Source organism: Rhizobium beringeri, from assembly GCF_004306515.1.
In the GTDB taxonomy this organism is placed as follows: domain Bacteria; phylum Pseudomonadota; class Alphaproteobacteria; order Rhizobiales; family Rhizobiaceae; genus Rhizobium; species Rhizobium beringeri.
Genome location: NZ_SILG01000001.1, coordinates 842,332 through 855,542, shown reverse-complemented (window position 1 = coordinate 855,542; position 13,211 = coordinate 842,332). Strand labels below are relative to the sequence as shown.

The 13,211-nt window shown below is 59.3% G+C and carries 13 protein-coding genes; 6 read left to right on the top strand and 7 right to left on the bottom strand.

Going from position 1 to position 13,211, the window contains the following annotated elements:
• Nucleotides 1–3: 3 nt before the first annotated feature.
• The 3 genes from ELH03_RS04490 to ELH03_RS04480 all read right to left on the bottom strand — a co-directional run bounded on the left by ELH03_RS04490 (nt 4) and on the right by ELH03_RS04480 (nt 1,636).
• Nucleotides 4–477 (bottom strand): DUF6644 family protein, encoded by a 474-nt coding sequence (locus tag ELH03_RS04490; RefSeq protein ID WP_128403772.1) that lies wholly within the window; start codon nt 475–477, stop codon nt 4–6.
• A gap of 19 nt (nt 478–496) precedes the next feature.
• The gene (locus ELH03_RS04485) at nt 497–844 is read right to left on the bottom strand and encodes a DUF6152 family protein (protein WP_128403773.1); all 348 of its coding nucleotides are present in this window, start codon (nt 842–844) and stop codon (nt 497–499) included.
• A gap of 345 nt (nt 845–1,189) precedes the next feature.
• Entirely contained in the window at nt 1,190–1,636 is a 447-nt protein-coding gene (locus ELH03_RS04480) for an RrF2 family transcriptional regulator (protein ID WP_105005357.1), read from the bottom strand.
• A gap of 420 nt (nt 1,637–2,056) precedes the next feature.
• Here ELH03_RS04480 and ELH03_RS04475 point away from each other — a divergent pair, with 420 nt between their 5' ends.
• From ELH03_RS04475 to ELH03_RS04455, 5 genes are all read left to right on the top strand, one after another.
• A complete protein-coding gene (locus tag ELH03_RS04475; protein WP_128403774.1) occupies nt 2,057–2,815 on the top strand; it encodes a phosphoadenylyl-sulfate reductase in 759 nt (252 codons plus the stop codon).
• Nucleotides 2,816–2,966: 151 nt separating this feature from the next.
• The gene (gene cysD, locus ELH03_RS04470; protein ID WP_128403775.1) at nt 2,967–3,920 is read left to right on the top strand and encodes a sulfate adenylyltransferase subunit CysD; all 954 of its coding nucleotides are present in this window, start codon (nt 2,967–2,969) and stop codon (nt 3,918–3,920) included.
• 1 nt (nt 3,921) lies between these two features.
• Entirely contained in the window at nt 3,922–5,418 is a 1,497-nt protein-coding gene (cysN, locus tag ELH03_RS04465) for a sulfate adenylyltransferase subunit CysN (RefSeq protein ID WP_028734142.1), read from the top strand.
• Nucleotides 5,419–5,867: 449 nt separating this feature from the next.
• Nucleotides 5,868–6,509 carry a peroxiredoxin-like family protein gene (locus ELH03_RS04460; RefSeq protein WP_128403777.1) on the top strand — a complete coding sequence of 214 codons (642 nt, stop codon included), beginning with the start codon at nt 5,868–5,870 and terminating at the stop codon, nt 6,507–6,509.
• A gap of 404 nt (nt 6,510–6,913) precedes the next feature.
• Complete coding sequence (locus tag ELH03_RS04455; RefSeq protein WP_164902130.1) at nt 6,914–7,327, top strand: GFA family protein; 414 nt, start codon at nt 6,914–6,916, stop codon at nt 7,325–7,327.
• Nucleotides 7,328–7,487: 160 nt separating this feature from the next.
• On the opposite strand, the gene ELH03_RS04450 is transcribed toward ELH03_RS04455, so the two are convergent.
• The gene (locus tag ELH03_RS04450) at nt 7,488–8,354 is read right to left on the bottom strand and encodes a LysR family transcriptional regulator (protein WP_197729980.1); all 867 of its coding nucleotides are present in this window, start codon (nt 8,352–8,354) and stop codon (nt 7,488–7,490) included.
• A gap of 69 nt (nt 8,355–8,423) precedes the next feature.
• On the opposite strand from ELH03_RS04450, the gene ELH03_RS04445 reads away from it, so the two are divergent.
• Complete coding sequence (locus tag ELH03_RS04445) at nt 8,424–9,395, top strand: quinone oxidoreductase family protein (RefSeq protein WP_130766087.1); 972 nt, start codon at nt 8,424–8,426, stop codon at nt 9,393–9,395.
• A 240-nt stretch (nt 9,396–9,635) separates the two neighbouring features.
• Here ELH03_RS04445 and ELH03_RS04440 read toward each other — a convergent pair whose 3' ends face one another.
• The 3 genes from ELH03_RS04440 to ELH03_RS04430 all read right to left on the bottom strand — a co-directional run bounded on the left by ELH03_RS04440 (nt 9,636) and on the right by ELH03_RS04430 (nt 13,211).
• Nucleotides 9,636–10,139, bottom strand: a complete 504-nt coding sequence (locus ELH03_RS04440; protein WP_130766086.1) for a hypothetical protein — start codon at nt 10,137–10,139, stop codon at nt 9,636–9,638.
• Nucleotides 10,140–10,633: 494 nt separating this feature from the next.
• Nucleotides 10,634–11,815 (bottom strand): glycoside hydrolase 5 family protein, encoded by a 1,182-nt coding sequence (locus ELH03_RS04435; protein WP_130766085.1) that lies wholly within the window; start codon nt 11,813–11,815, stop codon nt 10,634–10,636.
• Between the two features lie 16 nt (nt 11,816–11,831).
• Nucleotides 11,832–13,211 (bottom strand): polysaccharide biosynthesis protein, encoded by a 1,380-nt coding sequence (locus ELH03_RS04430; RefSeq protein WP_130766084.1) that lies wholly within the window; start codon nt 13,209–13,211, stop codon nt 11,832–11,834.

The window sequence follows — 13,211 nt, the reverse complement described above, 5'->3', positions numbered from 1 at the left end:
CCTTCAGAGGAACCCGATCCACCGGCCGGCGATCACGGCAGCGATCCAGATCGCGGCCGACAGGACGGCAGAAAAGCGCAGGCCGGGCCGGACGATTCCTGATGAAACAGCCGTTTTCCAGCCCCGCCCGAGACGCACGATCGACAGGTTGAGAAGGCCGAGCGCGATCAGCCCGAGCTTGGCGAGGAAGGCGGGATTGGCGGCATATTCGACCGCCCGGACGCTGAAGAGGCAGAAGCCGGTTAGAATAGCCGCGGCCAGGCCGACGCCGGCGGTGCGGGAGAGAAACGGGCCGACGATCTCAACAGGCAGCTTGCGGAAGAAGCCGGCGAGCTTGAGATCAAGCGGCAGGATGGCGCCGATGAGAAGGCCGATCGCCAGGATATGGGCTGCGTTGACGAACATGTAGAGTGTTCCGGAGCGCCGGAGCGCGACCGCAGGTGTCGTTGCCGACAGCCATTCGAGAATGTCGATCACAGCTCGGTTCGCCCAGAGGTCAGTTCGTCTTGATGCGGTCGGGATAGATATCGTAGCGCTTCTCGCCGATGGTGAGGCGCACCGCCTTCATCCGCTTCTCCTTTGGATCCTGCGAACGGTTTCCAAGGGCCACCACCTGGTCGCCGGGCTTGGCCACACCTTCGACGAAGCCGGAGCGTTCGGTCTGGCGCGGATTGCCGAGCTCAACGAGCCAGACGCCGTCATTGACAGTCGCGACATCGAGGGTCGGATGCGGCCCGCCCATAGAGATCTTCTCTATGGTGCCGCGCAGCTCGATCTGATCCGCCTCGGCCCACGACCACCCGTGATGGGCAATTGCGCCGGTGGCAAAAACCACGGAAAGCATGGCCGCAGCCGCTAGAGTATTTCCGTTTTTCTTCGAACCACGGAAATGCTCTATCTCTTTGTTTTCACGCAATTCCGGACGCAAAACCGCTGCGCACTTTTGCTGGAATTGCTCTATCCGCCGTGCTGAAATTATAGACATGATATCCTCCCCACTGCATACTTCCTCAAATCGGAGGCGATTTGAGGAAGTATGCAGCAATTCAAAGTGTTACAGCGTCCTTTGCGCGTCTAAAGACGCGCGGCGCTGTAGCCGTTTGGGCAGGCAGGTGGAGCACCAAGGCTGGAAGAAAAGGGATTTCACCAAATCTTGAAGAAAGATGCGGGCGTCAGTTCACCCTGATGCTCAGGCCAGCAGACGGGTGACTTCGGCGGTGTGCGTTGGGGCGACGGCATCGGCGATGGTCGTCGAGAACAGCACCTTGCGGGTGGCGTCCGCCACCTTGGCGAAGACGTGGCGGATCTGGCAGTTCTGTTCGCCGTCGCAATCGTCGCACCGGCGGTAGGCGGTGATCGAGAGGCATGGAAGCGGCGCGATCGGGCCGTCGATGATGCGCAGAATCTCACCGAAGGTGATCGTGTGGGCGGGCTTGAGCAGGAGATAGCCGCCCTGCTTGCCGCGGCGGCTGGCGACGACGCCGTGATGTTTCAGGTCGAGCAGGATCTGTTCGAGGAACTTCTTCGGGATCTTCTGCTGCGCCGCGATATCGGAAATCATCACCGGTTCGTCGGCATCGGCATCAGCCAAGACCGTGAGCGCCCGCAGCGCATATTTCGCCTTTTGCGTAATCATTTTTGACCATCGACACACACAGGCAGTGCGAATCTCCGCACTGCTACGGAAGTACTTTCACCTCTATGGCACAACCAGCATGAACGGAATTTGAACGCGCCGGAGAAAGCCTTGAGAGACAAGCGTTTTGGCCTTGTTTTTTGCTCTCGGCCAAGCTCTCTTAATCTATGCCAAAACCGCGCCTTCTGCACCATTTTCGGCATCACTTCAGATTTCGGATTGACAGGCTGCGTGTAACTCTACTATTTCTATAGACATTCGAGCTGCCGGTGTGGATTTTTGTCCGCAGGCGGCTGCTTTTCTGCATCGCGGCAGCTTCGGAGAGATATTTGCTCTTCCGGCCGCAGCTTTCGAAATCCCTTTTTCTGTCCGATCCCTGCGTGAACTGCGATACTCCCGTCAACAAAGGACAGGATTCTCATGACTGCTATCAATACGATTGCGGAAGAAGGGCCGATTGCGGAAGCCGAGGCGCTGAACGACAGACTGGCGGGCCTTGACCTTGCCGGACGTCTGTCGCTGGTCTCCAGCCTTGGCGGCCGCGTGGTGTTCACAACGTCACTCGGCATCGAGGACCAGGTGATCACCGCCGAGATCGGTACGCACCGCCTGCCGATCGATGTCGCCACGCTGCAGACCGGCCGGCTGTTTGCCGAAACACTGGCACTGATCGAAGAGACCGAAAGCCAGTACGACATCCGTATTCATCGTTTCGAGCCCGAGAAGGCCGATATCGACACCTATGCGGCGCAGTACGGCCTCAACGGTTTCTACGAGAGCGTCGAAGCCCGGCATGCCTGTTGCGGCATGCGCAAGCTGAAGCCGCTTGCCCGTGCCCTCGAAGGTGCTGCGATCTGGATCACCGGCCTGCGCCGCGGCCAATCGGCCAACCGCGCCGAAACGCCCTTTGCCGAATACGACGCCGAGCGCCACCTGCTGAAGGTCAATCCGCTCGCCGATTGGGACCTGGAGGCGATCAAGGCCTTCGTTTCCGCAAACGGCGTGCCGGTCAATCCGCTGCATCAGCGCGGCTATCCCTCGATCGGCTGCGAGCCCTGCACCCGGGCGATCAAGCCCGGCGAGCCGGAACGCGCCGGCCGCTGGTGGTGGGAGCAGGATGAGACGCGCGAATGCGGCCTGCATGTCGCCGAAGAGGCCGCAGCGATCGCCGCACAGTAAATCACCCCACGGCTTTCCCAATCAGGGCGCGGCGACCGCCGCAGCCTTGGGAAAGCCAACATTCCCAGGGAAAGCCAACTTCCCGGGGAAAACCAACATCAAGGAATTGTTTTGCGGCGAGCCGTAAACGACCGATAGCCTGGAGTAAAACATGCCCGATAGCCGTCCGGATACGGAACTCAGCAATCCGCAGAGCGCCAAGGCGCCGCTTGACCCGCATCTGAAAGCGCTGGAAAACGAATCCATCCACATTTTCCGCGAGGTTGCGGCCGAATTCGAGCGTCCGGTCATGCTCTATTCAATCGGCAAGGACTCCTCGGTGCTGCTGCATCTGGCGCGCAAGGCCTTCTATCCCGGCCGCGTGCCCTTCCCGCTGCTGCATGTGAATACCGGCTGGAAGTTTTCCGAGATGATCGCCTTCCGCGACGAGACCGCGAAGAAGTATGATCTCGATCTGATCGAGCACATCAATCCGCGCGGCAAAGCCGAAAACATCACGCCGTTTACGCATGGATCGGCCGCCTTCACCGACATCATGAAGACCGAAGGCCTGCGCCAGGCGCTCGATGCCGGCCAGTTCGATGCCGCTTTCGGCGGTGCGCGGCGCGACGAGGAAGCCAGCCGCGCCAAGGAGCGCATCTATTCCTTCCGCACGCCCGATCATCGCTGGGATCCGCGCAACCAGCGGCCGGAACTCTGGAACATCTATAACGGCATGATCCGCAAGGGCGAGAGCGTGCGCGCCTTCCCGCTGTCGAACTGGACGGAGGTCGATATCTGGCGCTACATCCAGGCCGAAGACATTCCGTTGGTGCCGCTCTATTACGCCGAGAAGCGGCCCTTCGTGGAGCGCGACGGCATGATGATCCTGGCCGAGGATCCGCGCCTGGAACTGCTGCCCGGCGAAGTCCGCCAGGAAGGCATGATCCGCTTCCGCACCCTCGGCGACTTCCCGCTGACCGGCGCCATCCGCTCACAGGCCACCACCCTCGAAGAGGTGATTGCCGAACTCGAAATTGCAACGGTGTCCGAACGCCAGGGCCGCGCCATCGATCGCGACCAGTCCGGCTCCATGGAAAAGAAGAAGCGTGAAGGATATTTCTGAGATGACCGCAGCCCAAACCGCCGTCTCGGCCGCCACCGTCGTCAGCCTGCCCGCCGCCGAGCAGCAGAAAGCTCTGCGCGACTCGCGCCCGCTGCGCCTGATTACCTGCGGCAGCGTCGATGACGGCAAGTCGACCTTGATCGGCCGCCTGCTCTGGGACACCAAGGCGGTCAAGGAAGACCAGGCCGCCACGTTGCAGCGCGATTCCACCGGCAAGCAGAACGATCTCGGCCTGCCCGACTTCGCGCTGCTGCTCGACGGCCTGCAGGCCGAGCGCGAACAGGGCATCACCATCGATGTCGCCTATCGCTATTTCTCGACCGACAAGCGCTCCTTCATCGTCGCCGACACGCCCGGCCACGAGCAATATACCCGCAACATGGCGACCGGCGCCTCGACTGCCGATCTTGCCATTCTGCTGGTCGATGCGCGCTTCGGCATTCTCGAGCAGACGCGCCGTCACGCGACGATCGCCTCGCTGCTCGGCATCAAGCAGTTCGTGCTCGCGGTCAACAAGATCGACCTGACGGGCTACGACCGCGCCGGCTTCGACAAGATCAGCCATGACTTCCGCGAATTTGCCCTGTCGCTCGGCGTCAAGCAGATCACCGCCATTCCGATGTCGGCGCTGAAGGGCGAAAACGTCGTCTATTCCGGCCAGGCTGCCATGCCCTGGTACAGCGGCCCGACGCTGGTGGAAACGCTGGAGCTTGCGACCGTGCGCTCGTCGCAGACGGTCGGCTTCCGCCTTTCGGTGCAGCGCGTCTCGCGTCCCGGCGAAAGTTTCCGCGGCTATCAGGGCACGGTTGCCGGCGGGTCGGTCAAACCGGGCGACAGCGTCATGATCCTGCCGTCCGGCATGGTCGCCAACGTCTCGAAGATCGTCACCTTCGATCTCGTCCGCAATGCGGCCGTTGCCGGTGACGCGATCACGCTGGTGCTCGACCGCCAGGTCGACGTGGCGCGCGGCGATATGATCGTCTCGATCGACGCCCAGCCGCAGGTCGGCCTTGCCTTCGACGCACAGATCGTGGCGCTGCAGCCTGAGGGTATCGAGCCCGGAAAACGCTACTGGCTGAAGAGCGGCAGCCGCCGCCAGCGCGTTCAGGTGCAGCCGCTCAGCCAGCTGGAACTGAAGACCGGCACCTGGAACGCCGCCCAGCGACTCTACATGAACGCCATCGGCAAAGTCCGGCTCGTCTTCGACGAAGCGGCGATCTTCGACCCCTATGAGCAGAACCGGCTTTCCGGCTCCTTCATCCTGATCGATCCGGAGACCAACAACACGGTTGCCGGCGGCATGGTGACCGGCAAGCGCACCGAACTCGGCGGCCTGCACAATGGCGAAGCCCGCGTCATCCTCTCGCTTCCGGCCGATCTTGCCGAGCAGATCATGGCGAGCGAACTCTTCGCCAGCCGCAGCCACGAGGCCGAAGTACGGCGCATGACGGCAGCCGAAGCGGCCGACCTCTGGTCGAGCGCTGCAAGCGATATCTGACAAGGGATAAGGGATGAGGGATAAGGGGCCAGCAAGACTGGCCCCTCACCGCAGCCGAAGCCGCTGGCTGCAGGGCTGGCGGATTTCCTGCCGAACAGCAAAGAACCGATCAGAACCTGAGACTTTGCGCCGATAGTGTTGAAAAAGTCAAAAATCCGGGCTTAACTTCCGCTACGCGGCCCTACACTGCTTGAAGGCAAAATTGGCTGGTCCCCCAGCGCAATTTTCTGTGTCGGCCTCTACGGCCGCTAAAAAAATCAGAGTTTGCAGAAAACGGGCTCTTTCCATTCACGATTCGCTGTTTACCGCTTGCCCGCGGGCCAATGTGGGGCCATTCTTAGATCGGATCCTGGCGGTGCGGTAAGACGAGAGGTCAGGCCCTGCAACGCTCAATCTCGACCTCGAAGCACTGCCTTTTCTCGACTGATCCCCGAGCGAGGAGGTTGTCCATGTCCACGCGCTATGTCGACCATCCACTACAACCGGGCGACCGGGTCCCGAACCTTGTGTTTGATGCGATCTCTCGCGAGGGGAAGATCGCACTTGATGATTTTCGTGGCCGCAGCCCATTGTTGATCGGTTTGTTTCGAGGCCTGCATTGTCCGTTCTGCCGGCGCCATGTCGCGGCCATGGCATATCTCAACCCGATGCTGCGTGAGAAAGGCGTCCAATCCCTGGCGGTGGTAAACACCCCGGTCGAACGCGCGCGGCTCTATTTCCGGTACCATCCGATACCCGATCTTCTTGCTGCTTCCGACCCGGTACGGGCTTCGCACCAAGCCTTCGGCTTACGCGAGGTCGGGATCGACACGGTCATGGCGATACAGATCGATCTTCCGGGCGAGTTGCCCGAGCCTATGGGCGTGATGGCAATGGACGACTTTCTCAACGAGAAGGAAGGATATCAGATTACGGAAGCCGATCAGCAGATGATGACTGCCGACCACGGGCAGCTTGTTGGTCAGTTCCTAATCGACCGGGAGGGCATCGTACGCTGGAGCTTCACTGAAGTTCTGGAGGCAGGGCTCCAGACATTCAAGGCACCGAATTCCGAGGAATTGATGTCGGTAGCTTCCCAAGTCGTACATTAACAACGAAAAACTCGCTCGACGACCCACCGCCCGGATGGTGCTCAGTGGATTGAAGCATCGTTCGAGATGCTCATCGATTCGCTGTTTACCGCTTGCTCGCGAGCGGCTGCACTCCGCCCTTGGCTATAGATCGCCAGTGAAATTTGAAATCCAGCTTGCCGCAAAAAACCGATCAGAACCTGAGACCGTGCGATCAGGGCTCCGCATCCGCTTCCGGCTCGAAGCGGTCAGATGGCTTTCCTCTAGACTTCGGCATTTCCGCGATCTACATTTGAGCTTCTGTGAGCCTGAAATCATATCGGGTCTCAGCCCCTTCGCATCGCCCATCCTAACCATTTGCGGTTCGGGCCTGCGCTTCACCCCTCATTCAACGTAATTTCACCGTGCAAGCGGGAGGAGTTTCCATGGCCAATGCCCAATGCGCCTGCGGCGCTCTGAGACTGATGCTCAGCGAACCACCACAATTGACTGCGCTGTGTCACTGTTTGGCTTGCCAGCGCAGAACGGGTGCACCGTTCAGCGCAAATGCCTTCTACTCGATTGGCTGTGTCGAAATATCTGGAACGTCTACAGAATTCATTCGCACTGCCGAGAGCGGTCGCAAGGTCCGAATGCATTTTTGCCCAACTTGCGGCTCGACCGTCTATTGGAAGGCCGATGCTTCGCCGTCCTGGATCGGGGTGGCGGTAGGTTCCCTTGCCGACCCGGCCTTCGCACCACCTGCCCTATCAGTCTTCGAACACTCGAAACATAAGTGGGTGCAGCTTGACGAAACGGTACAGCACTTTCAAAGCCATCCAATCCTCCAATTGGAATGAATTGTCGAGGGAAGCTCGGTGAGCGCAGCGAACTTCGGCTTTTCGGGCCTGAAGCGGACTTTGGATCATCGGCAGCGGAAGCTCTTTCGCTGCCTGCTAGACGACCCTTTCGCGCAGACCATTGATCGCTGACAACACCGTTGCTTCCGGACTGAACACACTACTTCCCGAGAGCGTTTTTCAGCGCATCGACGACGACGCGGACGGAGGGGACGTCTTTGATGTCCGAATGGACAACCAGCCAGACCTCTCTTGTCAAAGCCTGTTCGTTCTCAATGCGCTGGAGACCGCTGGACTCCAGGACGGCGAAATCGGGGAGCATGACGACACCTGCGCCAAGGCTTGCGGTTGCGGCCTGAAACTCCAGAACAGATGACCTCACAGCGATCGGCCGGCCGGCGGCCAGTTCGATCAGCCGCAGCTGTTGCGGCGAGGCGTTCATGGTTTCGTCGTAACCGATGAAGGTCCAGTCCGACGGTGGAACCGTTTCGAGATAGGTCTTTGATGCGTAGAGATGGAAGCTTGTCTCGCCGAGCTTGACGATGGAGTAATCGCCGTCCTCGGGACGCGACATTCGTACGGCGATATCCGCCTCTCGTCTGTTCAGGGACGCGAGGCGCTTTTCTCCGACGAGCGTGATCTGAACACCGGGATGGTCTCGCCTGACGGCCGCGATCGGCTTTGCCAGGAGCACGCTTGAGAGAGCGGGAGGCGCGCTGATCCTCACATGGCCACGCAATTCCGTGGCGCTGCTGCGACCGAGCTGCTCGATTGCCGCAGTTTGCGCCGCGACAAGAGCTGCGTGCTTGGCAACCTGCTCTCCGTCCGCGGTTAACATGATGCGCCGTCCGCGGCGGTCTACGAGCTTGCGACCCAGGCTGGCTTCAAGCGACGAAACCCGCCGACTGATCGTGGCGTGTTCGACGCCGAGCAGCTTTGCGGCACCAAGCAACGTTCCCGACTGCGCGAGCGCCAGGAAATGCCGAAGGTCGTCCCAGTCGATATTTGTGAATTTTCTCCCAATCATTGTGAAGCAATAGGGAATTTTCACACATCATGCCATCGCTTAATTTGTGCCCATGAAGGAGCACGAGAGATGACTGACCAAATCATATGGCTGAACGCCCCTGGTGACATCACCCAGTTCCGCGTTGAGCATCACCGTTGTGAGCCTCCTGGTGATGGCGAGATAACGATCCGTCATCAGGCGATCGGAACCAACTTTCTCGACGTCTATCATCGAAAAGGCATCTACCCGATGCCCTCCTACCCCGCGGTGATCGGCGCCGAGGCGGCGGGCATCGTCGAGGATGTCGGTCCTGGCGTCTCCGTGTTCCAAAAAGGTGACCGCGTTGCCTATGCAGGGCTTCCGATTGGCGCCTATCGCTCCACGAGGAATATTGCCGCTGAACGGGCGATCAAACTTCCGGATGCCGTTTCAGCAAAAACGGCAGCGAGTTCGCTGCTCAAAGACATGACCGCGTATATGCTGTTGAAAAAGACCTATAATGTGGGTGCAGGCACTCAGGTTCTGATCCATGCGGCCGCGGGTGGGCTGGGGAGCATCCTCGTGCGTTGGGCCAGATCGCTCGATGCCACCGTGATCGGGACGGTCGGCTCTTCCGAAAAGGCCGCACTCGCCGCATCTTATGGGGCCGATCACCTTATTGTTGGACGAGGCGCCGATATCGTCGCGGACGTGAAACGGCTCACGAACGGGCTTGGCGTTGACGTCGCCTATGACGGGATCGGCGGCGACACGCTTCTCAAAAGCATACGCTCGGTCCGGCCATTCGGCATGGCTGTCACCATCGGTCAGGCCGCCGGTGCTATTCCACCGGTGCCTGTCGAGGAACTTCGCCCGGGCAAGGCGCTCTGCCATCCGAGCATCATGGCCTGGTGCGCTGACATCGGACAGTATCGCGAGGCTGCTCTCGCTGCAGTCCGAGCGATGGAGATAGGGATCGTTTCGCAGATCGGTGCCGAATATCGGTTGGCCGATGTTGCCAAGGCGCACGGAGAGATGGAATCCGGACGCTCGGCGGGCAGTATCCTGCTAATCCCTTGATTGCTCAGAGTCCGTTCAAGACAGCGGGTAGCGGGCCGGCCTTCTCGTCATGAGCTTAATCATTGCGGTCTGGATGAAGGCGAGGCTTGTCGCTGAGAAGCGCTCGAAACCCCTTGCCAGCCGCCGGTTTATGCCGAGCCATGCCAGCATGCGCTCGACCTCAGGGCAGGCATGTTGCAGTTCAGCCGACTTGGTCGCCACACAAAGCGAGGCAGACCTCGATTGTCGGCCAAGCTACGGTTATTTCGGCTTACGCAGATGGAGATATCCAGTCGGAATAGGAACCACACTAGCAAGTCGTTGGCCTACATGCGTCCCGATTGTGGCAACCTCGGAAGTATTCCCGGATGCGGACTCGATTTGGCGAATAAACAGTCCGTTATTATCTGCAAGAGATCCGATGGTAATCATCGGCTCATCGTCGACGAAAAGTATCAATCCAATGCCGGATCCAACCTTATCCTCCACCCTGCATGGCAGAGCTCGCAGTACGGTCTCCGCGTTTGTCGAAAACAGGGATTTCACAAGCCCGCCAAGTGCTTCGACCTTATTGACGAACGGCCGCACGACAAGGGTGACCGCTTCTTCTTCAGATAGAGTGAGTTCGACGGAAAACTGAGCCGGCGCAGAACCGGTTGGCAGGCAAGCACTATAAAGCTGAAAAATCGCGGCGCGGGCGAAATTCAAGCGTGTATCATGGGATTCGGCTTCGACGATTGATTGGAGAAAGCGTGAAGAGTTCACTGCCGGAATCCCTCTTTCGAATCGGGATAGCCCGATGATGAGTCAATATACGATACCGCTTCTAGGAGCGAGGCCGTCCGCATTATTCATATTACCAACTGACCTTCGAAAATCTCCCGTTTGTCCCTGATATCCTGGATATACCGCGAATATTTGGCGAAGCTAGAGACCCAGTTTAGATCGCAAGAAAATATGGAAGCATTTAGGTCAATACTCTGGCGTGTTGAAATTGCTATCACTCGTCTGTTAATATGTGGCTATGTTACGGATAATGGGAAGCCCCTAGGAAAGAACGCGCAACCATTCCGGTTCGCAGGCGCGCTTCCGATCTTCGTGTCACGCATATTTTCTTCTTGAAATCGGTTTCCGCTTTCGAGCGATATGCCACATGTTGTTGGCAGCCATCAAATCGAATGGCAACACCCGGTGCCGTACCCGATCCACCGCTCAAGACGACGAATGGTGAACGGCGGAATGGCTCCGGTGGCCCCTGATTATTGAAGCTTGAGGGCGGCGTCGCGCAGAGCCTGCCAAGCAGCGCTTCCATCGTTATGGATGTCGAATTTGTCGTAGTCGTCCTCGGGATAGAGGCCCGAGTCCTGTGTGCTGACAAGCCGCCAGACCACCCAGCCTCCGCAATCCGAGGTGGCGATCGTGTTCAGCCAAGTTCCATAGGCATTTGCCTGATCGGGATCGGATCGCGGAATTCCAAATTCCTCCAGGATCACCGGTTTTCCAATATTTCGCCCGATCGCGCAGTATTCGCGAATGCGGGCATCGAAATCGGAATGGCTCATTTTGGCGTAGGATGGGTAGCCATGCCACGTGCCGAAATCGACGCTCGGAATATTCATATCCGACAGCTTCTGATCCATGTTCCCATGGCCCGTCGTTACGAGCTGTTTCGGTGCCAGGGATTTGACATAGGCTGACATTTCCGACACCCAGTCATGAAGGAGCGGTTTGGGATGGATGTCAGGTTCGTTGGCCAGATCCCAGGCAAATATGGTGGGGTCATCGGAATAGCGGACACCAGTAATCGTGTTGACGCGCGACAGAACATGCCCAACCCATTCCTTGTAATCACGTCGGGTTCGCGGATCAGCGGCAAAAAAGGTGTATTTGTCCGAACTCCCGTACCAGGCGTTCATCTGCTGGGCACCGCCCGTGTAGGCCCAGAAATCGACGAATGCGAGGATCAGCTTAAGCTTGCGCTTCGCCGCTTCCGCGATGAGGTAATCGACCTTTTGCAGGCCGTCAGGTCCGTCGTTGGGAACCATCCGGTTGGTCGTCGGATCCAAACTCATCATATAGATGCCCTTGGTTCCCAGATTGCTGGAATCGGCCGTGCTTTTTGAATTCCAGATCGTCGGCACCCGGCCGTCCAGCGAGCCTATAACTGGTTGCAGGAAGGTGCGCACCACATTGGCACCCATTGCCGTGGCATCGTCCAACACGCGGGTGACTTCGCCTGACGAGCCAAATGTCAGATAATGGTTGTTTACGCCGGCCACGCGAAATGGCTTGCCGTCCAGCAGGAAGCCCCCCTCTTTCGTCGTGACGAAAGATTGCTGCCCAGATGACTGTGCGTCCGTAGATCCGACCTGAGCAGACCAAAAAAGCGCCAGCGCCGCAGCGCCGGCAGCGAAATTCCGGAAACGGTGAATACGCCTCATGCGAAGAAACTCCCTTTCAAGCCCGTGAGGCAATTCCGATTTGGTCTGTCTCGTCGAGGGAATTGCCGTATGTCGAGACACCGGCAGCCGCTGGCGGCGCGGTGGTGGACGGCGTCGCAGTGCGCCGTATGGCCCAATACAATGCCGGGCACAGAAGGAGGCCTTCCAGCGAAACAGCAATGACCCAGAAGTTGGCTGTGCCTGCTATCCCGAATTGCGCACCGCCGGCGGCGGCCACGATCTCCAGCACCGCCCCGCCGATCAGAACGAGCGTGGCAAAACTCAGGCGCCGTCGAACACGTTGAACCGCCAGATAATGATACTTCAACGCCATTCCGAAAGCGGCAACGCCAAGAAACTGGAGGCCATTTCCTGCAATCACGGCATAGGCCGGATTGAATATCCAGAGCATGAAGCGCGACAGGAAGAGGAACGCCAAGGCGGTCGCCGCGCAGACCAGCATCGACAAGCCGAGCGACAGGCGCAGGCGCGCGGGAAATAGCTCCGGCTCCCGCACAGCGATGGCAAACAATACCGAGGCGAGTGACGCAGGGACTAGAAGCGCGACGTTCAGCACCGTCCAGGCGGCATAGAAGGCGGCGTTGATCTCAGCGGACAACATCACCGTGACGACGACGGGCAGCAGCAGCGCCGGCGCCTGAACAGCCATGCTGAGCGCGTGATGGCCGAAAACCTGTCCGAGCACCGGGCGGAAAGCGTGGATCTCCGGCCGGTGGAAAACACGCCTGCCGGCATAAACAAGAAGCCCGGCCACGACGACCAGCGAGACAAGCTGCCCGGCAAACCAGGTGGTGAAGATCGCCAGTCCGCTGCTTGCCCGGCCAAGTGTCAAGCCGAGAGCGATCAGTAGAAGAAGCTTGCTGGCGGCGAAGACGACATTCCGGGCCAGTTGAAAGCTGCTGCGCAGAAGGCCAACCAGGGCTTGGTCCAGCACGAGGGTCACCGCCGTCAGAGCGCACCCAGCGACGAAGAAGAGATCGGTCGCGGAGGAACCGACGATCGAGCCAAGCTGCGTCGATGTATAGGCAGCGATAGCAAGATAGATCAGCCCCACCACGATGGAGGCGCTGAACGAGGCCAGGAGGGCGCCCGTCAGAAAGGGGCCTGCTCTTTTCTGACGGCCTATCTCGCCCATCAGGAAGGGCCCGAGACCGACTTCACCGAGATTCGCGAGGAGATTCATCAACGATATGGCGGCGGCGGCGAGCCCAACAGCTTCGGCCGAGAAGGAACGCGCCGCGAACCACCAGTAGACGAAGCCGAGAATGGCCGTCATCAACGTTCCAAGCCCCAGCATGCCTGCATTGAGGAGCAAAACCGCCTGATTCATCAGGAGGCTGCGGACCTTGGCAATGGCGGCGCTGACGGTCATCAT

Coding starts and splice junctions, on each gene's coding strand:
- ELH03_RS04485 (WP_128403773.1), bottom strand. CDS start 844: ATGCTTTCCGTGGTTTTTGCCACCGGCGCAATTGCCCATCACGGGTGG.
- ELH03_RS04480 (WP_105005357.1), bottom strand. CDS start 1,636: ATGATTACGCAAAAGGCGAAATATGCGCTGCGGGCGCTCACGGTCTTG.
- ELH03_RS04475 (WP_128403774.1), top strand. CDS start 2,057: ATGACTGCTATCAATACGATTGCGGAAGAAGGGCCGATTGCGGAAGCC.
- cysD (WP_128403775.1), top strand. CDS start 2,967: ATGCCCGATAGCCGTCCGGATACGGAACTCAGCAATCCGCAGAGCGCC.
- cysN (WP_028734142.1), top strand. CDS start 3,922: ATGACCGCAGCCCAAACCGCCGTCTCGGCCGCCACCGTCGTCAGCCTG.
- ELH03_RS04460 (WP_128403777.1), top strand. CDS start 5,868: ATGTCCACGCGCTATGTCGACCATCCACTACAACCGGGCGACCGGGTC.
- ELH03_RS04455 (WP_164902130.1), top strand. CDS start 6,914: ATGGCCAATGCCCAATGCGCCTGCGGCGCTCTGAGACTGATGCTCAGC.
- ELH03_RS04450 (WP_197729980.1), bottom strand. CDS start 8,354: ATGATTGGGAGAAAATTCACAAATATCGACTGGGACGACCTTCGGCAT.
- ELH03_RS04445 (WP_130766087.1), top strand. CDS start 8,424: ATGACTGACCAAATCATATGGCTGAACGCCCCTGGTGACATCACCCAG.
- ELH03_RS04435 (WP_130766085.1), bottom strand. CDS start 11,815: ATGAGGCGTATTCACCGTTTCCGGAATTTCGCTGCCGGCGCTGCGGCG.
- ELH03_RS04430 (WP_130766084.1), bottom strand. CDS start 13,211: ATGATGACCGTCAGCGCCGCCATTGCCAAGGTCCGCAGCCTCCTGATG.